Genomic DNA, 21,404 nt, shown 5'->3' on the forward strand with positions numbered 1-21,404 from the left:
CGCTCGGCGCACGGGTATGACTCGCTCCGGGCCCTCGTGCGCGACGAGAGCGCACCGGTTAGTCGGGGAGACGCGATGATGAGGACACAACGGCTACGGTTCGGCGCGGTCGCCGTGCTAGCGGTATTCGGTCTGGCACTGGCCGGATGCGGTGTGGGAACGGAGAACCCGAGCGCACCGAACGCTACGGCGCCGACTACCGAGACCGACTGGGAGGTCGCCGGATCGATGACGGCCGACGGGCCGAACGGACCGCGCCAGGGTGTGCCGGACGCGCCGCTGGAAGCCGTGAACGGTGACGGCGGAAAGTACGACAAGCTCGCGCTCAATTCCCTCGCCGACCTGCAGGAATTCTGGACGGCGGTGTATCCGGAGCACTTCCCCGGCCGCTTCACGCCGGTGACCACGTTCTACTCCTGGGACGCGCGGGCGCCCAGGCAGCAAGCGATTCAATTCTGCGGAGAGCACACCTACCACGTGGTGAATGCCGCCTACTGCAGCCTCGACCACACCATCGGCTGGGACCGCGGGGTGCTGCTGCCGCAGGTGGTGGCGAAGTTCGGCGAGATGGCGGTGGTGATGGTGCTCGCGCACGAGTACGGTCACGCCATCCAGGGGCAAGCCAAGATTGCCGGAATGCGCACGCCGACAATCGTTCTGGAGCAGCAGGCGGACTGTCTCGCCGGTGTGTTCCTGCGCCATGTGGCCGAAGGGGATTCGGCGCACTTCACGCTGAATACCACCGACGGACTCAACGCCGTATTGGCCGCCACGGTGGCCATTCGCGACCAGGATCCGAGCGATCCACAGAACGCACACGGTTCGGCGTTCGAACGGGTGACGGCGGTGCAGATCGGTTACGCCGACGGCGCGCAAGGCTGCAAGAAGATCACCCCGACCGACATCGCGGAGCGCCGCGGCACCCTGCCCGTTTCGTTCCTGCCCGGCGAGGAGTTCGCCCAGCTTCCGGTCGATGCCGAATCGTTGACCATGGTGGGCCGGGCGCTGCTCGAGATCTTCCCGACCAGCCGACCGCCGCGGTTCGACTATTCCGGAGTGGTGCGCAACTGCCCGAATGTCACTGCGACTCAACCGGTGTCGTACTGCCCGAACTCGAACACGATCGGTGCCGACGTACCGGGCCTGGCGCGGCGGGCCGGGCAGATGTGGGGTGAAGTGGAACCGCTCTCGGCGGCGGTGGACGGTGACTACAACGCCTTCATCGTCTTCGTGTCGCGGTATGTCCTTGCGGTGCAACAGGACCGCAAGCTGAGCGTGACCGGCCCCGACACGGCCGGGTTACGCACCGCGTGCTTGTCCGGCGTGGTGACGACCGAACTGAGTGAGCCGGACAGCAATCCGCGCCTGTCCGCCGGTGACCTCGACGAGGCCGTCTCCGGGCTGCTCACCGACGGACTCGCCGCCAGCGACGTGAACGGCGAGACCGTGCCGAGCGGCTACCAGCGCCTGGAGGCCTTCCGCACCGGCGTCCTCAATGGCGAGCAAGCCTGCTCGGCCCGGTACCGGTGATCAGACGGGCAGCGACCGCAGCGAGTCGATCGTCGTCGCCAGCGCGCGGGCGGCCTCGGCTCCCTTGGTCACGAAGTGCTCGGTGAAGTACGTGACATGCTCACTGTGCTCATGGAAGTGGTGCGGGGTGAGCACGACCGAGAACACCGGAACCTCCGTGTCCAGCTGCACCCGCATCAGGCCGTCGATCACCGCGGCCGCGACGAAATCGTGCCGGTAGATCCCGCCGTCCACGACCAGCGCCGCCGCGACGATCGCCGCGTACTTGCCCGAACGCGCGAGACGCTGTGCGTGCAGCGGGATCTCGAACGCGCCGGGCACTTCGAAGACCTCGATGGAAGCCGGGTCGTAGCCGAGACCCGCGTATTCGGAGGTGAAGCCCTCGTAGGCTTTGCCGACGATCGAGCTGTGCCAGCTGGCGCGGATGAACGCGACGGATCCGGTGGTTCCCATCCCCGAATCCTACTTCCCGGTAACGTGCGCCTCCAGCCAGTCGACGACGTCGCCGAGCACCTTGCCCTGCTCGGGTTCGTTGAAGACCTCGTGGTAGAGACCGTCGTAGCGGAGCACGGTCAGATCCTTCGAGCCCGCGCCTTGCTCGATTCGATCGGAGCTGGACGGTGCGGCGATGGCGTCGGCGGTGCCGTGCAGCACCAGCAGCGGCACGGTGAGCCTGGCCAGCCGATCTTTGACGAGGAAGGTGGTGTTCAGGATCTCGGTGGCGGTGCGGGCGGGCAGCTTGCCGCGGTACACCAGCGGGTCGTTGTCGTAGGCGCGGACCACCGCAGGGTCGCGGCTGATCTGCGACGAATCCAGTTTGAGCACACCGAGATTCGGGGTGAGCCTGCTGAGTAGCGGGGCGAGTGCGCGTTGCACCGGATTGCCCGCCGAGATGTCCAGCGGCGGCGCGGACAGCACGATGCCGGTGACCTTGATCGGTGCGCGGGTGGCCAGGTGCAGCACGATGAGGCTGCCCATCGAGTGGCCGATCAGGAACCGGGGCGCGTCGGGGTGTTCGCGGGTCGCGATGTCGAGCATGGCGGCCACATTGTCGGCGGCGCCGTCGATCGAGCCGATATTGGCCTTGCCGCCCGCGGACTTGCCGTGACCGATGTGGTCGAGCGCGTAGACCGCGAACTCGGCGCCGGCGAGGCGCTGGCCGACGTGGGTGTAGCGGCCGGAGTGCTCGGCGACACCGTGCACCAGAACGATGACGCCGCGCGCGGGTGCGTCGGGAAGCCATGCGCGCCAGGCGATCCCGCTGCCCGTACCGTCGAACTGGCCGGTCTGCGTGCGGATCCGCGGTCCGGTCGGCTCTGGGTCCCCACTGGCCTTCGGCTCGGTCATGCATCGGCTCCTGACGTCTGCGGCGCGGTGTTCGACGACTGAGCGAACTGCGCGATCAGCCGCCGGTTGAACTCGATGAGTCGAGCGTAGTTGACCCGGGAGAGCCGCTCGTCGGTTCCGTGGATCGAGGCCAGATCGCGTTCGCCCAGGACGATCGGGGCGAAGTTGCAGCGGGTGTCGGCGAGATCGTGGTAGTGCCTGGAGTCGGTGGCGCCGGGGACGATGCCGGTGGTGACCACGATGCCGGGCACGATGGCTCTGGCGATATCCGCGATCAGCTCGAACGCCGGGCCCGGATCGGTGTTCACCGAGGGCTCGGACGACACGCCTGTCGGTTCGATCCGAACACCGTTGTCGCGCACCACCTTCCGACAGTGAGCCAGCACGGAGCGCACCGAATCGCCGGGCAGGATGCGGAAATTGACGAACGCCTCGGCGTGCTGGGGCAACACGTTCGCCTTCACTCCGCCCCTGATCACTGTGGGGGCCGTGGTGGTGCGCACCATGGATTCGGTCTGCGGCCGCATCGCCATCACCCGGGTGATCAGTGGTCCGGCTATTCCGGCCAGGCCGAGCAGTCGGCGGCGCGAGGCGGGCATCGCCTGGCGCAACCTGGCCAGCATGTCGGCGGTCACCGGCGTCATCCGCAACGGCATCGGATGGTCCTGCACCCGGCTCACCGCGCGGGCGATCCGGCCGACCGCGGTCTGCTTGCCGGGCATGGACGAATGCCCGCCCCGCTCGTCAACCGAAAGACGAACTGTGACATAGCCTTTCTCGCCGACCATGATGTTGGCGACCGGCTGCGCGACCTCGGCGGCGACGCCCTCGGTGATCATGCCGCCCTCATCGAGCAGCAGGTCGGCGTGCACACCGAGCCGGCGCAGCCGCTGCGCCATGTGCACCGCACCGGTGTCGCCGAACACCTCCTCGTCGTGCCCGAAGGCCAGAAATATGGTGTGCCGCGGGCGGATTCCGGCGGCCAGCGCCGACTCGACCGCTTCCAGGATGGCCAGCACCCGGCTCTTGTCGTCGATAGCGCCACGGCCCCAGATGAATTCGTCGTCGACCACGCCCGCGAACGGTGGATGCGTCCAGCGCTGCGGGTCGTCGACGGGCACCACATCCTGGTGCGCGAGCAGGATCGCGCCGACGCGCTCGGGCTCGGCGCCCGGCCAGCGGTAGAGCCTGCTGTGGCCGAATCGTTCGAGTTCGAGTTCGGCGTGCACCAGCGGGAAGGATTGCTCGAGATGTGCGGAGAGCTGAGCGAAGGCGTGGTCGTCGACCTGGTCCGGATCGTCGGTGGACACGGTGACGCAGCGCAATGCGGCGGCAAGGCGCTCGGCGGTGCGGTCGTCAACCGGTTCGGTCATCGGTCACCGGTGCGGTTCGGCAGATTCATGGACACTGTCGCATTGTTCAGCACGCCGGGGGGCAGGATGATGGTCTTCTCGTTTCGCCACTTCACGATGCCCTCGGTAACGCTGCCTGGCAGGTCGGGGGTGCGCGGCGAAGTCAGCATCGGGAGTTCGACGCGAGCCCGGGTAACGGTGACCGAGGCGAAGATCGGGGTGTGCGACCACACGTCGTCGACCACGTCGGTGACGCGCACGCCGATCCGGTGGCCCGCCGGGATCGGCCAATCCTGGCCCAGCAGGCGGACTTCGGCGGTGCCGTCGCCGACCGGCGCGATGCCACGGGTGATGACGGTGGCCTTGTGGTCCGGGGCGATGTCGTAGAGCTCGACGGTGACCGTGGCAGTTGGGGGCCCGCTCAGGCTCAAGGAAGCGGTCGGTATGCCGGACAGGTGCTGATCCTGCGCCAACGGTTCGGAGACCGACCAGAATTCACGGTCGGGTCCGGGCAGCAGGCCACGGTCGGTGTAGCCGCCGGGACGCAGCTCGACTGGCACCCGAGCGGCATCGGCGGGCGGCCACGCTGTTTCGGCGCGCCAGCGGCCGTCGAACTGGCCTACCGTGATCCGTGGTCCGGGGATCTCGACGTCGCGGCCCGCGACGTGCTTGTCGAAGAACGCGAGCAGCTCGGTGTCGAAATGCGGTGTGCCGCACTTGTCGTGGCAGGTGCGGTGACCCCACTGGCCGAACCATGCCCGGTGGTCGCCGGGGCCGAGGCCGTTCCACAGATCGAACACCCGGTAGGCGCGGGTGTTGTAGTCGACGAAGCCCTGTCCGAGGAACAGCGGGATCGTGTTGCCGCGCAACGGGGCAACCAGATCACGGTCGCGCCAGAAGGCGGAATTGCCGTCGTGGTCGGTCGTGTCGGCCAGGTACTGCTGATAGCACTGCATCGGCAATTGCGCTGCGGCGGCCTGGTATTCGGGCGAATCGTCCGGGCGGGCCGGGGTGGACGCGATCAGCAAGTGCTCGAATCCCGCGAAATCCGCTGGGCGCACACCGCTCTCGGTGATCGGCTTGCCGGAGAACTTCCACGAGACACCTTGCATATACAGGTAGGAGTACGGGTCGACCACGGGTTCGAACGACGCGACCGCCGCCAACCCCTTCGGCTTGGTCGCCAGGCCCATCAACCCGGTCCACCCCTCATAGGAGACGCCGAACATGCCGACCTTGCCGGTGGACCACGACTGGTTCGCGGCCCACTCCACCGCGGTCGCGACATCGGAGCGCTCGCCGGGGCCGCCGAAATCCGGGCAGCCGGACGAGCCGCCGAAACCACGCAGATCCACGACGACGTAGGTGTAGCCCGCGCGCAGGAACATGTCCGCTTGCAGATTGTCCGTGGACGGGCCGCCGTTGAGTCGCGGCTCGCTGAGGTAAGCCAAGTGGGCGCGGTATGGACTGACGGTGAGGACCACCGGAGTGCGAACGTCGTCGGCGATGCCTTGCGGTCGCAAGATGTCCGCGTGCAACCGCGTGCCGTCGGGCGCGTCGATGAACGCCTGCTTCCACTGGAACGGCACCGAAAGCGGCTCGGCTCCCGCGGTCACCGGGGTGATCACGGCAAGCAGTAGCAGCAGTCCGCACAGGGCCCGCAACGGGACGGTTCGTTCGCTCACCATAGGACTATCGAGTGTGCATGGACGACCGTCCAGCCCATGGAACCGGGGTGGTGTTCGCCGACCGCATGGAGCCGCGTGATCAGCGAGGTTGCCCGCAGAGCTGTTGCCGAGCCGCCGGACGGATGCCACCCGGTGTTCACTCCGGACCGCGAGCATGTGCGGTATGCCGGATGTCGCGCCTGTCGACGCGTTCGCGGTGGGGACGATATCTCTCGCCTTGCTGGCGGCGCTGCTGTTCGCGGTGTCGGCGGCGCTGCAACAGGGGGCCGCGCGGGCGGCCGCGACCGAAGCGGGGCAGGGGCGGTTCCTGGTGATCGTTGGCATTGCTCGTCGGCTGGTCACCGATCGTCGGTGGCTGGCCGGACAAGGTGCCAATGTGGCGGGGTTCGTCGTGCACGCGGTCGCGTTGCGGCTCGGGGCGATCGCGGTGGTGCAGGCGCTGTTGGTGGTGCAACTGCTGTTCGCGTTGCCGTTCGCGGCGGCGCGGCGCAGGCGTACGTTGCTCGGGCGGGATTGGGTGGGGACCGTTTTCGTGTGCGGCGGGCTGATCCTGCTCGTCGGGCAGAGCGCGCCCGGCCACGCGGACGTGCGCCCGCACCTGCTGCCCGGCGTCGGCATCGGTGTCTTCGTCGCGATCGTCGCGTTGACCGCGGTGTCCCGGCTGACGCGCTCCACTCAGCTGCGCTCGGCGCTGGTGGCGGTCGCGGCGGGCTGTTGTTTCTCGACCACCGCGGTGCTGGTGGTCATCGCGACCACCGCGCTGCCCGACCTGAGCTTGGCGCTGCTCGGCATCCCGCTCTCCACCGTCCTCGGCGGCCTGCTGACCCAGGAGGCCTACGCCCGCGGTTCGCTACCCACCGCACTCACCGCGATGACGATCACCGACCCGGTCCTCAGCTACACGGCCGGTCTCACCCTCTTCGCGGTCACCGTCCACCCCCGCCCGTTACTGCTCACCCTCGCTGCCGCACTGGTGATCGCCGGAATCGCGCTACTGGCGAACTCACCCACCCTGCACGACGAACGGGACCAGCTCTCGAAACCTCCGAACCGACCAGCGTGCGAGAGCGTTTCCTAGCAGGCCCAGCCCCTGATCAGGCTGAACGGACCGGGGATTCGTAGTCGGCGTAGAGGGCGAGCATGCCGGTGACGGTGGCCGCCCAGGGGAAGCGTTCGGCCGCGGTGCGGGCGGCGTGGCGGCGGTGGTGGGCGGGGACGGCGAGGAGTTCGCGGACGCCGTCGGCCAGGCCGTGGGGGGTGCCGTCGGAGACGATGCCGGAGCCGGGGGCGTCGACGAGTTCGCCTGCGGCACCGGCGGCGGGGACGACGACCGGGGTGCCGCAGGCCAGGGCCTCCAAGACGGCGAGGCCGAAAGTTTCGGCGGGGGAGGGAAACACCGCGATGTCGGCGGCGGCGACCAGGGCGGCCATGGCGGCGCGGTCGGTGAGGTGGCCGTGGAAGGTCACCGGTAGCCCGGCGGCCAGGCGTTGCAGTCGCGGTCGCAGGGGGCCGTCGCCGATGACGGCCAGTTCGCAGTCCGAGCCGGACTCGACCAGTACGCGCACTGCTTCGATGGCGCGTTCGGCGCGCTTCTCCTTCGACAGTCTGCTCACCAGCACCAGACGGGCCGGAGCGCTTGCGGGCCGAGGTGCCTCGCCCGGTTCTGCTGGTCGGAAGGTGGTCAGGTCGACGCCGAGCGGGACCCGCCGCACGTTCGTCGCTCCGATGCGGGCGAACTCCGCCGTCGCGAAGCTCGACGTGACCACCACCTTGTCAGCCCGCACGCAGAGGCGGCGGTTGGCCAGGTCGGCGGCCGCGCTCAACGGGAAGCCGGGTGGGACGCGGGTGCGCAGGATGGCGTCGATGCGTTCGTGGGAGAACAGCACGAGCGGCACCCCGGTGCCGCGCGCCCACGGCGCGAGCCAGCGGACGCTCAGCTTGTCGCTGCACTCCAGGACATCGGGGCGCAGTCGGTCGAGAACGCCGCGGGTGCGGCGAGCAGTCAGCACGTGGTACCCGCCCGCACCGAACTTAGGACTCTGCACCGTAATTCGGCGCCCCGACGCGGTCTGCTCGTCGCTGTCGGTAGGACCAGGCACTACCAATACCCGGTCGTGCCCGCTCGCGAGGTAGCCGCGGCCGATCTCATCGAGACACGTCCGCAGCCCACCTGAGGCGGGCGTATAGAAGTTGGCGATCTGCACGATGCGCACTAGCGAACCGCCGATCCGACCAGGTCGGCGTAGGTGGTTGCCTGGGCGCCCGCGTGCAGGGCCGCGTCGATGGCGCGGAGGGTGGCGTCGCGTAGGCCGGGGCGGTGCAGGTCGTCGGGGTGGAGTGCGAGGCGCACCAGGGCGCCGCGGGCCGCGTTGTGGCGGGCCATGGTGACCAGCATGGTGGCGGCGAAGTGTTCGGACCAGCCGCCGCCGGGGCGGTGGGAGAGGGCGAAACCACGGTGCCGTCGACCGGTCCGCAGATCCTTCGCGCCGAAGTGGTCGGTGGTGTGGGAGAAGCCTGCCGCGCGGAGGGCGCGTTCGGCCGCGGGCGAGGCCAGCCAGCCCGGCGGAGTGAAACCCGTTGTGGACAGCCCGGATTCGGTCATCACCGCGGTGGCGGCGCGCAGCTTGGCGGCTGCCTCGTCCGCACCGAGTGCGGCGAACTCGGCGGCTCCGCGTGCCACGACCCGGCCGAGTGCTCGTCGCGGCCACCGCCCTTCCGGTCCCGCCCGATGCGACCAGCCGTGCATCATGATCTCGTCACCCCCGGCGCGGCGTTCCCGCAGAAAACTCGCGTAGTCCGGCCGCTCAGCCAGCGCCGCACCGCGCCACGGACCGGGAATGACCAACAGCGACACCGGAATCCCGAACCCATCGGCATCGGCACACCACCGCGCCGTCGCCGCCGCACTAGCGGGTGCGACGTCATGGACGCTCACCACCAACCGCGCACACACGCACCGCAAGCTAACACCGCCCGGTAGCCACCAGCTGAACAGCACGGTGCCGGTACCCGACGGATCAGCGATCCAACGCCCCCACCCGACACCCTGATTCCCCGCCCGAACGAACCCTGTGCACCCCCCGATCCACCGACCCGTGCTGCATTGCTCGCCGAGCGGGACATCTTTGTGTGCTTACTCGCTATTTGCCCCCGTCATGTCCCGTTCAACGGGAGTACGCGAAGTGTGTGGCCGACAACGTAATTCGCCTGGTGTCTCAGGCGGGGCGGCGTATGATCGGGCCAGTGCGAGTGCCCGGGGGAAGAATGAGCGAGCCGGTGACCGCGGACTGGGAGCAGTTCGTTCAAGCGCTGGCGCAATGTCTGTCCGAGTTACCTTCGCGGGCGACGTTGATCATCGCGGCGCCTGGTAATCGGTTTGTCCAGTTCATGCAGTACGACATCAAATTGTCCGCTGAGCTGGCGGGGGATCATTATCTGGCGCAGCCCATTCCGGATGCCGCCGCACAAGAACTACGTGAACTCGGCTGGAACGAGCCGGTATTGCGGCGCGAGATCGACAACTGGACCAGGACCATGTTCTGGCCCATCTCCCCGCGCGGCCTGGTCGAGTTCGCCCGCTCGGTCGCCATCGGCTTCCGCGACGCGCTCGGCGTGGCGACTCCGGTGGAATTACGCGCCATGGGCTGGACCGAGGCGTCCGGTGATCTGGATCTCACCGTGCTCGGCTCGATGGCGCGCCGCGGTTGGAATTGACGCCGCAGCGGCGGCAATGGTCCCCGCCGGGACGGGCGTGGCGGAACCGGCCCCACGTGGGCACTATCCTGAGTGACATGGCAGCAGGTAAGCCCACCAAGGAAGCGAAGGCCGCGGCGAAAGCGGCCCGCAAGCAGCAGTCGAAAGAGCGCAGGCAGCAGCTCTGGCAGGCGTTCCAGATGCAGCGCAAGGATGACAAGCTGCTGCTGCCGCTGATGATCGGCGCGCTGCTCGGCATCACCGCCGTCTTCCTGGTGATCGGCCTGATTTTCGGGCTGACCTGGTTCCTCGTCCCGTTGGGCGTGGTGCTCGGTGCACTGGCCGCGTTCATCATCTTCGGCCGCCGGGTGCAGAAGAGCGTCTACGGCAAGGCCGAGGGTCAGGCGGGCGCCGCGGCCTGGGTGCTGGACAACCTGCAGGGCAAGTGGCGGGTGACCAACGGCATCGCCGCGACCACCCAACTCGACGCGGTGCACCGCGTGATCGGCCTGCCCGGCGTGGTGCTGGTCGCCGAGGGCTCCCCGCAGCGGGTGAAATCGCTGCTCGCGCAGGAAAAGAAGCGCACCGCCCGGCTGATCGGCGACACCCCGATCTACGACATCGTCATCGGCAACGACGAAGGCCAGGTGCCGCTGAAGGAGCTGCAGCGCTACCTGACCAAGCTGCCTCGCAACATCGACACCAAGCGCATGGACCTCATCGAGGGCAGGTTGACCGCCCTCAGCTCCCGCACCGGCCCGGCCCTGCCCAAGGGTCCGATGCCCGCGGGCGCCAAGATGCGCGGCGTCCAGCGGACCATCCGCAGGCGCTGAACCAGCCCCAAGAGGCCCGCATCCCAGTTGATGGGATGTGGGCCTTTTGCTGTGTGGGTTGTTCTGCCTGCCAGATCGGCTTCATGGTCAACGGCACATGATGATGAGCCCTATTCGGCGCCAGGTGCCGTTGATTCAGGCTTTGAGGAGCCAGGCGAAGCGGTCGTAGGCGAGAGCTAGATAGACGACTATGACGGCGAGCGAGGCCAGGGCCCACTTGGGCAGGCCGGCCGCCCAGAGGGCCGCGGCGCCGCCGCCGAAGATCGCCAATTCGAGCGCCAGACGCAGGGCGCCGGGGACGGCGACCGTGGCGTTGCCATCGCGGCTCGGGTCGTCGGGGACGGCAAAGGTGCCCCACAGGGTCGCGGTGGCCAGCGGCAACACCGCTACGAGCAGGAATTTCCACGGCGAATCGAAGGCCCGCCAGCCATAGACGCCAAAGGAACAAATGGCGACGAGCTCGAGCAGAAACCGGATCGCGAGCATCGCCGGATTGAGTGACACCGCCGGAGCGTAACCGGTCGAACCGACAGCGTCGGTCCGCGAACCGCGGCTGGCCAGGCGCCCGACCTCAGCGGGAGTGGACGAGCGCGGTGCCGGTCGCCCGGTCGTGCATGCCGCGACCATCGGCGTCGGTGAACAGCGCGGGCACCACGAACACCAGCAGCGCCTGCCTGGCCAGCGCGCGCACGAAACCGACGGTCACCGGCGCATCGATCCGGACGGTCCGCAGGCGCAGGAAGTACTGCCCCGGCGTGAAGCCGAACAGCGTCACCGCACCGACCCCGATCACGAACCAGATCAGCAGGGTCAGGCTGGAGGCCTGGCCGCTGCGCACGATCATCGCCGCGATGCCGAGCGCGATCAACCAATCCACGAAGAGCGCGGCGATCCGGCGGCCCATCCCGGCCAGCGAACCGGCGCCGGACTTCGGCAGGCCGAGATGTTGCCCGGGGAACTCGGGGTTTGCCTGCTCGTCCGCGATGGGTGCCATGCCCCCACAATAAGCGGGCGCGACCGGCCGACGGGCACCGCATGAGGGGAGTTCACGTCGGTGCGCACCTGGTCGAATGGCAGGATTACGATGCTGGTGGAGCCTGGGTGGGCCTAGTCACCCGGCCAGCGGCACGTGTAACACTGGCGAAACACAGCCTTGACTGCAGGGAAACACCGCGTCCATAGCGTCTGGACGCGACGAACCCGACCGTAGCGCCTGCTTGCAGGTCGCTCGAAAAGGCCAGCAATCAACACTGGCTGGGAACCGATCCGTAAGGAGAACAAGTGACGTTCAGCACGGCCGACGAGGTCATCAAATACCTCGCTGATGAAGAGGTCGAGTATGTCGACATCCGCTTCAGCGATCTTCCCGGTGTGCAGCAGCACTTCTCGATCCCGGCGAAGGCTTTCACCACTGACCTCGCAGAGGAAGGGCTAGCGTTCGACGGCTCCTCCGTCCGTGGCTTCCAGTCGATCGACGAGTCGGACATGCTGCTGCTGCCCGACTTCAGCACCGCGCGACTGGACCCGTTCCGTGCCGCCAAGACGCTGAACCTCAACTTCTTCGTGCACGACCCGTTCACTCGGGAGGCGTACAGCCGCGACCCGCGCAACATCGCGCGTAAGGCGGAGGAGTACCTGAAGAGCACCGGCATCGCCGACACCGCGTACTTCGGTGCCGAGGCGGAGTTCTACATCTTCGACTCGATCCGCTACGACTCGAAGATGAACGGCGCCTTCTACGAGATCGAGTCGATCTCGGGTTCCTGGAACACCGGCGCGCAGTTCAACCCGGACGGCACCCTGAACCGTGGCTACAAGGTTCGCAACAAGGGCGGCTACTTCCCGGTCGCGCCGTACGACCACTACGTCGACCTGCGCGACAAGATCTCGACCAACCTGCAGAACGCGGGCTTCGAGCTCGAGCGCGGCCACCACGAGGTCGGCACCGCCGGTCAGGCCGAGATCAACTACAAGTTCAACACCCTGCTCGGTGCGGCCGATGATCTGCAGCTGTTCAAGTACATCGTGAAGAACACCGCGTGGCAGGAAGGCAAGACCGTCACGTTCATGCCGAAGCCGCTCTTCGGTGACAACGGCTCGGGCATGCACGTGCACCAGTCGCTGTGGAAGGACGGCAAGCCGCTGTTCCACGACGAGGCCGGCTACGGCGGGCTCTCGGATCTGGCGCGGCACTACATCGGCGGCATCCTGCACCACGCGCCGTCGCTGCTGGCGTTCACCAACCCGACCGTGAACTCCTACCACCGCCTGGTTCCGGGTTACGAGGCGCCGATCAACCTGGTGTACTCGCAGCGCAACCGGTCCGCGGCCGTGCGTATCCCGGTCACCGGTAACAACCCGAAGGCCAAGCGCATCGAGTTCCGCGCGCCGGACTCCTCGGGCAACCCGTACCTGGCCTTCGCCGCCATGATGATGGCGGGCCTGGACGGCATCAAGAACAAGATCGAGCCGCTGGCCCCGGTCGACAAGGACCTCTACGAGCTCCCGCCGGAGGAGGCCAAGAACATCCCGCAGGCCCCCACCAGCCTGGCCACCGTCATCGACCGCCTCGAGCAGGATCACGACTACCTGACCGAAGGCAACGTCTTCACCGACGACCTGATCGAGACCTGGATCAACATCAAGCGCGAGCAGGAAATCGCCCCGGTGAACCTGCGCCCGCACCCCTACGAGTTCGAGCTGTACTTCGACGTGTAAGTCGCAGTACCGCAAGAGGTTTCGAGCCCTTCCGCACCCGGTGCGGAAGGGCTCGTCTCGTTTCGGCCGATCATTGAGATTTCCTACTTCAATTGATAAACTTGCGAGATGAGCGACGAGCCGGAGCATCGGATCGGGGAAGGCCCCGCGACCCGGGTCAGTCTGTCGCTGCCGGAAGGCACCGCCGAAGCGATCCGGCGCCGAGTGGGCAAGCGCGAATTCTCGTCCTTCATCACCTCCGCCGTGGAGCGCGAACTTCGCGGGATGCTGCTCGACGAGTACATCGCCGACCATGAACGGCGTATGGGGCCGTTGCCCGAGGCGGAACGTCAACGCGCTAGGGAGATGTTCGATCACGCACTCGGTGAGTCGGGCCAGTGGCACACAGCAAGTTGACTCGACCTGCGCGCCATACTTCGACAACGCTGAACCAGGGAACGTTGGTCCTGGACTGTGACGGACTGTCCCGGCTCGTCGATGACTCGGTGTCGATGGTCGCGCTCGTCGCCGAAGCGCGGTCCCGCGGCATGGAAGTCGTGATCAGTGCGCTCACCATCATCGAGGCCACCCACCGCAAGACCGACCGGGCCCGCCTTGCTTGGCTGCTGTCCGCTCTGCGCGTCGAGCCCGTCGCCGATGCGGCCGCGAAGTGCGCGTCGGCACTGCTCATCGAGGCAGGACTGCACGGCCACAAGTATGCGATCGACGCCGTTGTCGCGGAAATGGCGCTGCGCCAGCAGGCCCCGGTGGTCATGCTCACCAGCGACGTCGATGACATGCGTAAGTTGTGTGGCGCATCGGTGCGCCTGATCGCGACCTGACCGCATTCAGTCCGAATGGACACCTCAGCCCGGCTGGACGATGCGGTCGCCCTGAGCTCGACAACGCAGAGTAGCGGCGGTCAGCGTTGGGGGAGCGGGTTGAGGTGGTAGCGCTCGATGACGTCGTCGAGCCAGTCGGGGTGGCCGTAGGTCAGGCCGTAGTCGGAGGCGAGCTCGGTGAAAGATTCGGCGGGGGTGCTGGTGTCGGCGATCAGGTCGGCCAGGTCGCGGAAGTAGGTTTCGAAACCGCCAGGGATGATGACTTCGATGATGCGGCCTGGAACGTCACCCGCGTTCCACATGGCGTGCATTTCGCCGCGCGGTTTGATGATGTACCCGCCGGGGTCGAGGACCACCTCGGTGTCGTCGGAGCGGAAGCCGATTCGGCCTGCCAGGACGATCGAGTACTCGTCTTCCCTGCTGTGCATGTGCGGCGGGGTGATGGTGCCGACGTCGAATGGGTGCTCCACGATGGACATCGCACCGTTGGTCTGGTGGCCGTAGAGCTTGTAGGTGGCGCCGAAGCCCGGAATGTGTACGGTCTCGCCCTCACCGGGAAGCACGGCCAGCAGCGCGGGTATGTCGAAATTCTGCACAGCGGTCTACGTTACGGCGGGGGTCCGACAGGTTTCGGTTGCCGAGTTGCGCAGTAGTGGAGGGGAATTGACTCGGCTACTCCGCGGTGCGGGCGTACGCGCGGCGGCCCATGACGTAGGTGGCTACGACCGAGCGGTCGTCGCCGAGGATCATCTGAGCGAACAGGCGCTCTTGGAAGTCGCGGGCCACCTCGGTGCGCCGCGCCAGGACCGGGGTGGCGGCCCAGTCCAGGATGACGAAGTCGGCTTCTTTGCCGGGGCGGAAATTGCCGATGTGGTCGTCCAGGTAGAGGGCTTCGGCGCCGCCGAGGGTGGCCAGGTAGAAGCCGCGGCGGGCGGAGAGGCTGGTGCGCTGGTCTTCGGGCTTGGTCGACTCCTTCAGCATGACCACCTTGTATGCCTCGTTGAGGGTGCGCAGCAGCGAATAGCTGGTTCCGCCACCGCAATCGGTGCCGAGACCAACGCGGATACCGGCGTCGCGGGCGGCGGCGAGGTCGAAGAGGCCGCTGCCGAGAAACAGGTTCGAAGTCGGGCAGAAGGCGATGGCCGCGCCGGTGGCGGCCATCCGTGACCGGTCCTGGTCGTCGATGTGCACGCAGTGATCGAACAGGGATCGGGCGTCGAGCATGCCCGCCCGGTCGTACACGTCCAAGTACGAGCGGGCATCGGTGAACCGATCCAGCACGCTCGCGGTCTCCGGCAGGCTCTCCGCGGCATGGGTCTGCAACGCCACACCGGGAAACTCGTGGAACAGCCGGGCGGCCATGGCCAGCTGCTCGTCGGTGGAGGACAGCGCGAATCGCGGGGTGATCGCGTACGTCAGCCGGTCGGTTCCGTGCCAGCGGGCGATGAGTTGACGGGTCTGCTCCTCGGCTTGCGCGAGACTGGCATCGGACAGGAAGTCCGGCGCCTCCGGCTGCTTGTCCATGAGCACTTTGCCGCACGTCATCCGCATGCCGCGGCGGCGCGCCTGCGCGCAGAACGCGTCCACCGAGGTCGCGTGCACGCTGGGGAACACGCTGGCGGTGGTGGTCCCGCAGGCCAGCAACGTGTCGAGGAAGAGCCCGGATACCCGCTCGGCGTAGTCCTTGTCGGCGAACCGCCGCTCGGCCGGAAACACGTATTCCTGCAGCCAATCCTCCAGTTGCGCACCGAAGCTCGCGATCATGTCGTACTGGCTGTAGTGGATGTGCGCGTCCACGAAACCCGGGACGATCAGCTTGCCCCGATGGTCGATGACGGTGCCGCGATGCTGTTCCGGCAGCGCCGACCATTCGCCCGCCCACCGCACCGTTCCGTCCGCCCCGACCGCGAGCGCGCCGTCCTCGAACAGCTCCCACGCGTCGGGGTCGTCGTCGGCACCGGGGTCGCGCAAGAAGTGCAAGATGGTGCCGCGGAAAACGGCGGGGAGCTCACCTGTCGCCGGGTCCCGTTGAGTCGTTGCTCTGACGGCTGGCCTGCCCGCGGTCCGGTCAGCCAGTCGTGGCGTTTCTGCACTCTCCGTCGATTCTGTGCGTTCGGCCATGTTCCGACGCTATCGACTAGCAACCGTGCGAACCAACCAACCCGCCGGATCAGGATGCGGTAGCACCGACACACTCGCCGTCAGCGGGTTAGGCGCGACCGCAGGCGGTGGATTTGGCAAAGAGCGCGAACACCGCCATGATCGAAAAGAAGATCGCTTATTCGGCCGTTGCTGCACTCCCGCGATGGCCGAAACCGCCGACAAAAAGACGGCAATTTGCTCCGACAGCCGCGGAGGCTAGGCAATTCGCCCCAATAGTCCAGCGCGAATCCCATTGACTGCCAAATCAATCCCGCTGAGCGGGGCAGATGCGGCGAGTTGGGTGGAACCGCGACACACGACCTGGAACGAGTTCTACTGTCCCGCGCCATGAAGACTACAGTTCTTTCGCTGATTACCGCCGCTCTGGCGACCTTTGCCCTGACGATGACCGCCGCTCCACCGCTCGCTACCGCGCAACCGGAAGCGGAGGCCGCCGTCGCCGCCCGAATAGATTTGCAGGGGGCGGTGAACGCCCGCGATATCGGCGGATATCGCACCTATGACGGAGCCAGGACGAAGTCGGGCAAGGCCATTCGGTCCGACTCGCTGGAAAAGCTGACCGAAGCCGATGTGCAGAAGTTGGCAGGCCTGAATGTCAAGACCGTGATCGACATGCGCACACCGGGCGAGGTGCAGTTCGCCGGTGCGGATAAGCCGATTCCCGGCGCTCAGGCGGTGGCCCGGCCGGTCGACGACACCGGCCTGTTCCAGCGGATGCTGGCCGTGATCCAGACCCGTGATCCGCAGAAGCAGGAGGAAGCACTCGGCAACGGCAAGGCCGAGCAGATCATGCTGAACATGTACACCACGTTCATCAGCAGCCAGCAGTCCCGTGCCGCGTTCGGACAGACGATCAAGGATGTCGCCAATACCGACAAGGTCACGCTGTACCACTGCACCGCGGGTAAGGATCGCACCGGTTGGCTGACCTACGTGCTGCTGCGCGCCGTCGGCGTGCCGGAAGGCACTGCGCGGCAGGACTATCTGCTGTCGAACCAGTATCGCGCCGCCGCGGACGCCGCGCTTCGGCAGCAGGTGAAGCAAGCCGGTTATATGCAGAACCCGGACCTGTTGATCCCGCTTCAGGAAGTTCGTAACGAATACTTGGACGCCGCAATCCAGAAGATGGAGCAGGACTATGGCGATTTCGGCAAGTACCTGACCCAGGGTCTCGGTCTGGACGGCGGATCCATCTTGAAGCTGCGCAGGAACCTGGTCACCTAGTCGAGAAAAGGTGTTCGGGCCCATCCGCTTCCGGTGGATGGGCCCGAATGCCGGTGCTAGGACTGCTTTTTGGCCTGCTCGCGGATCGTGGCGGCCAGCTGGCCCGGCATCGGTTCGTGGCGGGTGTAGGAGCGGGTGAAGTCACCGGTGCCGTGCGAGAGGGAGCGCAGATCGATGGCGTAGCGGCTGAGTTCGAGTTCCGGTACTTCGGCATGGATCCTGGTGCGGCCGCTGCCGTGCGGTTCGGTGCCGAGCACGCGCCCACGCCGACCGGACAGATCGCTCAGAACCGGACCTACGTAGTCGTCGGAGACCAGGACCCACACGTCGGCGATCGGCTCCAGCAGGGCGACGCCCGCGCCCGCGGCGGCTTCGCGCAGCGCGAGGGCGCCCGCGGTCTGGAAGGCGGCGTCGGAGGAGTCGACCGAATGCGCCTTGCCGTCGAAGAGCGTGACCCGCACATCGACCAGCGGATATCCTGCGGCCACGCCGCGGGCCGCCTGTGCCCGCACACCTTTCTCCACCGACGGAATGAACTGGCGCGGAACGACTCCGCCCACCACCTTGTCCACGAACTCGATACCGGAACCGCCGGGCAGCGGCTCGACCTCGATCTCGCAGACGGCGTACTGCCCGTGCCCGCCGGACTGCTTGACATGCCTGCCGCGCCCGGTTGCCTTGCCCGCGAACGTTTCCCGCAGTGCTACCCGATGCTCGACGACATCGACCTGCACGCCGAACCTGGTCCGCAACCGTTCCAGCGCGACGTCGCGGTGCGCCTCGCCGAGACACCACAGGACCAGCTGATGGGTTTGCGCGTTGTGCTCGAGCCGCACGGCCGGATCCTCGGCCGCCAGCCGGGCCAGGCTCTGCGAGAGTTTGTCCTCGTCGGCCTTGCTGTGTGCGGTAATCGCGATGGGCAGCAACGGATCCGGCATCTGCCACGGTTCGATGACCAGCGGTTTATCGGTGCCCGACAGGGTGTCGCCGGTTTCCGCGCGACTGAGCTTGGTCACGTAGACGATGTCGCCCGCGATGGCCTGGCCGAGCGGGCGTTGGCCCTTGCCGAACGGTGCGGAGACCGCGCCGACCCGTTCGTCGACGTCGTGGCTCTCGTGGCCGCGGTCTTCCAGACCGTGACCGCAGACGTGCACCGTGTCGTCGGCGCGCAGCGTGCCGGAGAAGACGCGGACCAGGGATACCCGGCCGACGTACGGATCCGAGGAGGTGCGGATCACCTCCGCCGCGAGCACGCCGTCCGGGTCGCAGTCGAGTTGGCGTCGGGTGTTGCCGCCGACGGCGGTGACGGCGGAGACGATGTGCTCCGCCGGCGTCGGGAACCCGCCGGTGATCAGGTCGAGCAGTTCGACGGTGCCAAGGCCCTGCTTGGCCCCTTCGGGCGCGGGCGCGCCGAACAGGACCGGATGGAAGCTACCCCGGGCCACCGCCCGCTCGAGATCGGTGAGGAGGGTGGCGTGGTCGATTTCCTCGCCGCCGAGATAGCGGTCCATCAGTGTTTCGTCTTCGCTTTCGGCGATGATGCCCTCGATCAGCCGGTTGCGCGCCTCCGCCAGCATGGGCAGCTGCTCGGGCGACGGCTCGGTCTCCACCCGCTCGCCGGAGGAGTAGTCGACCACGCAGTTCGGTAGCAGCTCGATCAGTCCGGTGACCGGGCGATGGCCGTCCGGGCTCTTCGGGCCGTACACCGGAAGATGTAGCGGCAGAATGTTTTCCGACGCACCGCCGCCGAGGACGGTGCGGCAGGTCTCGGTCATCTCGTCGAAGTCCGCTCGCGCGGTGTCCAGGTGGGTGAGCACGATCGCGCGCGGCATCCCGACCGCCGCGCATTCCTCCCACAACGCACGGGTCGCCCCGCTGACGCTCTCCGCGCCCTCGGCCGCCGAGATGACGAACAGTGCCGCGTCGGCGGCACGCAGTCCCGCCCGCAACTCACCGACGAAGTCCGCGTAACCGGGGGTATCCACCAAGTTGATCTTCATCCCGGCCCAGGCCAGCGGCACCACCGACAGCTGCACCGAACGGTGCTGCCGATGTTCGATCTCGTCGTAGTCCGACAGGGAGGTTCCGTCCTCGACCCGTCCGGCCCGATTCACCGTCCCCGTGGTCAGCGCCATCGCCTCGACCAGTGTCGTCTTCCCCGACCCGCTGTGCCCGACCAGCACCACATTGCGTATTTGATCCGGCCGTTCGGCCGTAACTACTCTGCCGTTGCCCCCAGCAGTTCCACTCGACTTGTCCACTGTGCGTCTCGCTTCCCTCGCGCCCCGACACGTGCGGTACTCCGAGCTTCCCACCGGCGGTCGCCGCGCGTCCACGGATCGCGAGATCCGATGCCGCGGACTGCGCGGTTCGTCGTCGGGCGCGTTCGGCGACCTGGCGGGCGGGAGCTGCGCCGAAACGACTTGCCGCGGCCTCGCCGGGCTGCGCGAGATGACTGGGTGCTGATAGCCGACGTATGGCCGGTCGGAACATTCCAGCACGCGGAGCAGCGAGTCGGTGGGGCCGGGCGCATGGAGCACGCCGGGGAAGCGTTCGATGATCTGCGTGTGGCCGGACGGCAGGGCGCTTCCGTCGAGGAGATGTCGAAACGTGTAGTCCCGCTACGACTTGCGAGGTGGTGCGCCTGGACGGGCGCGGGACTTGACCGGTGGGCGCCTGCGGGACGAGAGTGCGCGGATGGTTGTCACATCCGATGTGTCTCGCGCGACGCTGCGCAAGGTCACCCTTCGACTGGTGCCGTATCTCGGACTGCTGTATTTCGTGAACTATCTGGACCGGGTCAATATCAGTTTCGCCGGGCCAAGTGGGATGAAGACCGACCTCGGGCTCACCGAGACGGCGTTCGGGCTGGCATCGGGGATCTTCTTCATCGGATACCTGGTGCTCGAGGTGCCGAGCAATCTGGCGCTGCACAAGTTCGGGGCGCGGCGGTGGATTGCCCGGATCCTGGCCAGTTGGGGTGTGGTCGCGACCGCGATGGCGTTCGTGCCCAACGAAACCGTGCTGTACATCCTGCGATTCGCGCTCGGCGTGGCGGAGGCGGGCTTCTTTCCCGGGATCCTGCTGTACCTCACGTATTGGTTCCCGCAGAACCAGCGGGCGAAAGTGGTGGCGCTGTTCATGGTCGCCATTCCGCTGTCCACCGCGCTCGGCTCGACCGTGTCGAGTCTGATCATCGAATACGGCGACGGGGTGTTCGGCCTCAGTGGCTGGCGGTTCATGTTCCTCGTCGAGGGCTTGCCCGCGGTCGTGCTCGCGGTGGTGACCTGGTTCTACCTCACCGACAGTCCGGCGCAGGCCCGCTGGCTGACCCGCGCCGAACGGCAGTGGCTCAGTACCGAACTCGCCGCCGAGCAGGCTGCGATGGAAAAGGCGGAGCAGTGGACTTTGCGTAAAGCCCTCACCGACTCGCGGGTGCTCGGCCTGGCCTTCGTCTACGGCGGGATCGTTTACGGGTTGTATGCGCTGGGGTTCTTCCTGCCGACGATCATCAAGGGTTTCGAGCAGCAGTACGACACGCACTATTCGGTGGTGCAGCGCGGCCTGATCAACGCGGTGCCCTACCTCATCGGCGCGGTGGTGATGGTGTGGTGGAGCAGGCACGGCGACCGCAGCGGGGAACGCCCCTGGCACGTCGCCATCCCCGCCCTGCTCGGCGGCCTCGCCATCCCCGTGGCGCTCTACCTCGGAAACCCGCTCGCGGCCATGGTCGCGGTCACCGTCTGCGCGGTCGGCGTACTCGCCGCCCTCCCCACCTTCTGGGCCCTGCCGAGCGCCTTCCTCACCGGCGCCGCCGCGGCGGGCGGCATCGCCCTGATCAACTCGATCGGCAACCTCAGCGGTTTCGCGGCACCGTATATCACCGGCGGACTGAAGGATTGGACCGGCACCCAACGCGCGGGCCTGTGGGTCGTCGGCTTCTGCATGGTGGCCTCAGCCGCGGGTGTGTTGGCGTTGTGGAAGCGGGCCGACATTCGCGCACAGAAGGATTCCTCCAACTGACCTAGACCCAGG

20 protein-coding genes are annotated in these 21,404 nt (G+C 67.4%); 9 read left to right on the forward strand and 11 right to left on the reverse strand.

The genetic code is table 11. The features are described from left to right. Positions 1-75 precede the first annotated feature (75 nt). A complete protein-coding gene (locus KV110_RS11175; protein ID WP_246634468.1) occupies positions 76-1,530 on the forward strand; it encodes a neutral zinc metallopeptidase in 1,455 nt (484 codons plus the stop codon). Here the strand turns inward: KV110_RS11175 and KV110_RS11180 are convergent, their stop codons facing one another. From KV110_RS11180 to KV110_RS11195, 4 genes are read right to left on the reverse strand one after another with little or no spacing between them, the layout of a single operon-like run. Then, positions 1,531-1,983: a 6,7-dimethyl-8-ribityllumazine synthase gene (locus KV110_RS11180; RefSeq protein WP_218475691.1), complete on the reverse strand. Its 453-nt coding sequence runs from the start codon at positions 1,981-1,983 to the stop codon at positions 1,531-1,533. It lies immediately after the preceding gene. Positions 1,984-1,992: 9 nt separating this feature from the next. Beyond that, complete coding sequence (locus KV110_RS11185; protein WP_218475692.1) at positions 1,993-2,877, reverse strand: alpha/beta hydrolase; 885 nt, start codon at positions 2,875-2,877, stop codon at positions 1,993-1,995. Continuing rightward, positions 2,874-4,250: a M20 family peptidase gene (locus KV110_RS11190; RefSeq protein WP_218475694.1), complete on the reverse strand. Its 1,377-nt coding sequence runs from the start codon at positions 4,248-4,250 to the stop codon at positions 2,874-2,876. The genes KV110_RS11185 and KV110_RS11190 overlap by 4 nt, the downstream gene beginning before the upstream one ends. Beyond that, positions 4,247-5,917, reverse strand: coding sequence for a CocE/NonD family hydrolase (locus KV110_RS11195; protein ID WP_218475696.1), 1,671 nt, complete (start codon positions 5,915-5,917; stop codon positions 4,247-4,249). The genes KV110_RS11190 and KV110_RS11195 overlap by 4 nt, the downstream gene beginning before the upstream one ends. A 163-nt stretch (positions 5,918-6,080) precedes the next feature. On the opposite strand from KV110_RS11195, the gene KV110_RS11200 reads away from it, so the two are divergent. Beyond that, positions 6,081-6,995, forward strand: coding sequence for a DMT family transporter (locus KV110_RS11200; RefSeq protein WP_246634469.1), 915 nt, complete (start codon positions 6,081-6,083; stop codon positions 6,993-6,995). 16 nt (positions 6,996-7,011) lie between these two features. On the opposite strand, the gene KV110_RS11205 is transcribed toward KV110_RS11200, so the two are convergent. After that, positions 7,012-8,130, reverse strand: a complete 1,119-nt coding sequence (locus KV110_RS11205; RefSeq protein WP_218475700.1) for a glycosyltransferase — start codon at positions 8,128-8,130, stop codon at positions 7,012-7,014. Further along, complete coding sequence (locus KV110_RS11210) at positions 8,130-8,870, reverse strand: DUF2334 domain-containing protein (RefSeq protein WP_246634470.1); 741 nt, start codon at positions 8,868-8,870, stop codon at positions 8,130-8,132. Before KV110_RS11210 ends, KV110_RS11205 begins: the two co-directional genes overlap by 1 nt. A 311-nt stretch (positions 8,871-9,181) precedes the next feature. Between KV110_RS11210 and KV110_RS11215 the strand changes: the two genes are divergently transcribed. Both KV110_RS11215 and KV110_RS11220 read left to right on the forward strand, forming a co-directional pair. Beyond that, positions 9,182-9,631, forward strand: a complete 450-nt coding sequence (locus tag KV110_RS11215) for a TY-Chap domain-containing protein (protein ID WP_218475701.1) — start codon at positions 9,182-9,184, stop codon at positions 9,629-9,631. 77 nt (positions 9,632-9,708) lie between these two features. Then, positions 9,709-10,443 carry a DUF4191 domain-containing protein gene (locus tag KV110_RS11220; protein WP_218475703.1) on the forward strand — a complete coding sequence of 245 codons (735 nt, stop codon included), beginning with the start codon at positions 9,709-9,711 and terminating at the stop codon, positions 10,441-10,443. A 135-nt stretch (positions 10,444-10,578) separates the two neighbouring features. On the opposite strand, the gene KV110_RS11225 is transcribed toward KV110_RS11220, so the two are convergent. Next, positions 10,579-10,947, reverse strand: a complete 369-nt coding sequence (locus KV110_RS11225; protein ID WP_246634471.1) for a YrdB family protein — start codon at positions 10,945-10,947, stop codon at positions 10,579-10,581. 67 nt (positions 10,948-11,014) lie between these two features. Then, positions 11,015-11,437 carry an RDD family protein gene (locus tag KV110_RS11230; RefSeq protein WP_218475705.1) on the reverse strand — a complete coding sequence of 141 codons (423 nt, stop codon included), beginning with the start codon at positions 11,435-11,437 and terminating at the stop codon, positions 11,015-11,017. 287 nt (positions 11,438-11,724) lie between these two features. Between KV110_RS11230 and glnA the strand changes: the two genes are divergently transcribed. The 3 genes from glnA to KV110_RS11245 all read left to right on the forward strand — a co-directional run bounded on the left by glnA (position 11,725) and on the right by KV110_RS11245 (position 13,982). Continuing rightward, a complete protein-coding gene (glnA, locus tag KV110_RS11235; RefSeq protein WP_218475706.1) occupies positions 11,725-13,161 on the forward strand; it encodes a type I glutamate--ammonia ligase in 1,437 nt (478 codons plus the stop codon). Positions 13,162-13,269: 108 nt separating this feature from the next. Beyond that, positions 13,270-13,557, forward strand: coding sequence for a hypothetical protein (locus KV110_RS11240; RefSeq protein WP_246634472.1), 288 nt, complete (start codon positions 13,270-13,272; stop codon positions 13,555-13,557). A gap of 44 nt (positions 13,558-13,601) precedes the next feature. Continuing rightward, on the forward strand, positions 13,602-13,982 hold the full coding sequence (locus tag KV110_RS11245; RefSeq protein WP_246634473.1) for a DNA-binding protein: 381 nt from the start codon (positions 13,602-13,604) through the stop codon (positions 13,980-13,982). An 80-nt stretch (positions 13,983-14,062) separates the two neighbouring features. Here KV110_RS11245 and KV110_RS11250 read toward each other — a convergent pair whose 3' ends face one another. Beyond that, complete coding sequence (locus tag KV110_RS11250) at positions 14,063-14,578, reverse strand: cupin domain-containing protein (protein WP_218475708.1); 516 nt, start codon at positions 14,576-14,578, stop codon at positions 14,063-14,065. Between the two features lie 76 nt (positions 14,579-14,654). After that, entirely contained in the window at positions 14,655-16,103 is a 1,449-nt protein-coding gene (gene guaD / locus KV110_RS11255) for a guanine deaminase (protein WP_218475710.1), read from the reverse strand. 369 nt (positions 16,104-16,472) lie between these two features. Between guaD and KV110_RS11260 the strand changes: the two genes are divergently transcribed. Then, positions 16,473-17,369 carry a tyrosine-protein phosphatase gene (locus tag KV110_RS11260; protein ID WP_218475711.1) on the forward strand — a complete coding sequence of 299 codons (897 nt, stop codon included), beginning with the start codon at positions 16,473-16,475 and terminating at the stop codon, positions 17,367-17,369. 56 nt (positions 17,370-17,425) lie between these two features. Here the strand turns inward: KV110_RS11260 and KV110_RS11265 are convergent, their stop codons facing one another. Further along, positions 17,426-19,630 carry an elongation factor G-like protein EF-G2 gene (locus tag KV110_RS11265; protein ID WP_218475713.1) on the reverse strand — a complete coding sequence of 735 codons (2,205 nt, stop codon included), beginning with the start codon at positions 19,628-19,630 and terminating at the stop codon, positions 17,426-17,428. A 436-nt stretch (positions 19,631-20,066) separates the two neighbouring features. On the opposite strand from KV110_RS11265, the gene KV110_RS11270 reads away from it, so the two are divergent. Beyond that, the gene (locus tag KV110_RS11270; protein ID WP_218475714.1) at positions 20,067-21,392 is read left to right on the forward strand and encodes an MFS transporter; all 1,326 of its coding nucleotides are present in this window, start codon (positions 20,067-20,069) and stop codon (positions 21,390-21,392) included. The last annotated feature ends 12 nt before the right edge of the window (positions 21,393-21,404 follow it).

It is taken from the genome of Nocardia iowensis (assembly GCF_019222765.1).
In the GTDB taxonomy this organism is placed as follows: Bacteria; Actinomycetota; Actinomycetes; order Mycobacteriales; family Mycobacteriaceae; genus Nocardia; species Nocardia iowensis.

What these genes read in the sequence shown, in the direction of transcription:
- KV110_RS11270 (WP_218475714.1), top strand. Translation starts at nt 20,067, where the DNA reads ATGGTTGTCACATCCGATGTGTCTCGCGCGACGCTGCGCAAGGTCACC.
- KV110_RS11175 (WP_246634468.1), top strand. Translation starts at nt 76, where the DNA reads ATGATGAGGACACAACGGCTACGGTTCGGCGCGGTCGCCGTGCTAGCG.
- KV110_RS11260 (WP_218475711.1), top strand. Translation starts at nt 16,473, where the DNA reads ATGAAGACTACAGTTCTTTCGCTGATTACCGCCGCTCTGGCGACCTTT.
- KV110_RS11200 (WP_246634469.1), top strand. Translation starts at nt 6,081, where the DNA reads ATGCCGGATGTCGCGCCTGTCGACGCGTTCGCGGTGGGGACGATATCT.
- KV110_RS11230 (WP_218475705.1), bottom strand. Translation starts at nt 11,437, where the DNA reads ATGGCACCCATCGCGGACGAGCAGGCAAACCCCGAGTTCCCCGGGCAA.
- KV110_RS11195 (WP_218475696.1), bottom strand. Translation starts at nt 5,917, where the DNA reads ATGGTGAGCGAACGAACCGTCCCGTTGCGGGCCCTGTGCGGACTGCTG.
- KV110_RS11215 (WP_218475701.1), top strand. Translation starts at nt 9,182, where the DNA reads ATGAGCGAGCCGGTGACCGCGGACTGGGAGCAGTTCGTTCAAGCGCTG.
- KV110_RS11185 (WP_218475692.1), bottom strand. Translation starts at nt 2,877, where the DNA reads ATGACCGAGCCGAAGGCCAGTGGGGACCCAGAGCCGACCGGACCGCGG.
- KV110_RS11240 (WP_246634472.1), top strand. Translation starts at nt 13,270, where the DNA reads ATGAGCGACGAGCCGGAGCATCGGATCGGGGAAGGCCCCGCGACCCGG.
- KV110_RS11220 (WP_218475703.1), top strand. Translation starts at nt 9,709, where the DNA reads ATGGCAGCAGGTAAGCCCACCAAGGAAGCGAAGGCCGCGGCGAAAGCG.
- guaD (WP_218475710.1), bottom strand. Translation starts at nt 16,103, where the DNA reads ATGGCCGAACGCACAGAATCGACGGAGAGTGCAGAAACGCCACGACTG.
- KV110_RS11190 (WP_218475694.1), bottom strand. Translation starts at nt 4,250, where the DNA reads ATGACCGAACCGGTTGACGACCGCACCGCCGAGCGCCTTGCCGCCGCA.
- KV110_RS11180 (WP_218475691.1), bottom strand. Translation starts at nt 1,983, where the DNA reads ATGGGAACCACCGGATCCGTCGCGTTCATCCGCGCCAGCTGGCACAGC.